Annotated in this window: 2 tRNA genes and 1 rRNA gene; all 3 read left to right on the top strand. The window is 43.2% G+C overall.

The features are described from left to right. A 16S ribosomal RNA gene (locus tag ACO0LF_RS31395) occupies positions 1-79 on the top strand; the annotation flags it as partial. A gap of 85 nt (positions 80-164) precedes the next feature. Beyond that, positions 165-240, top strand: a tRNA-Ala gene (locus ACO0LF_RS31390). A 25-nt stretch (positions 241-265) separates the two neighbouring features. Then, positions 266-342, top strand: a tRNA-Ile gene (locus ACO0LF_RS31385). Positions 343-711: the final 369 nt, after the last annotated feature.

Below are 711 nucleotides of genomic sequence, written 5' to 3'. Positions count from 1 at the left end.
TACCACGGCAGGGTTCGTGACTGGGGTGAAGTCGTAACAAGGTAGCCGTATCGGAAGGTGCGGCTGGATCACCTCCTTTCTAGAGTAGCGCGTAGTTAAGTGTCCACACTTATTGACTGTTAATGATGAATAGAGAACACAGGTAAGAGATCATGTTCCCGAAAGGGGGATTAGCTCAGCTGGGAGAGCACCTGCTTTGCAAGCAGGGGGTCGTCGGTTCGATCCCGTCATCCTCCACCAAGATTCTGGTAGAAGTATAGGAATCGGGTCTGTAGCTCAGTTGGTTAGAGCACCGTGTTGATAACGCGGGGGTCGTTGGTTCGAGCCCAACCAGACCCACCACAAGATCTCGACAGTGCAAACGTAAGTCAGTGCCGTAGTGAAGGCGTAGAGATTTAGGTTTGTACTTTCAAAGCGAAAGACATAGTAATAAAAGTAGTTCTCGTTCTTTAACAATTTAGAAGAAGTAAAGTAGAAATAATCAAAATTATTTCTGTAAAGAGAAGCTTGCAACGACAGTTGTGAGTGGAAATTATGGAAGGGTTGTGATTGTATCGAACAAACATAGTATTAAAAAGAGTTTGAAAAGCTGTCGAAAGACAAGTTTTAGAAAAAATCAAATTCCTTGAGATACGGCAAACGCTAAAGTAATACTCATAAGTAGTAAAGAACTATAACCGGTTCTTGGTGATGAACCTGATGTTGAAGCAA

The organism is Undibacterium sp. Di27W (assembly GCF_049340345.1).
Lineage (GTDB): Bacteria > Pseudomonadota > Gammaproteobacteria > Burkholderiales > Burkholderiaceae_D > Undibacterium.
This window is presented reverse-complemented; position numbering and strand designations above follow the sequence as displayed.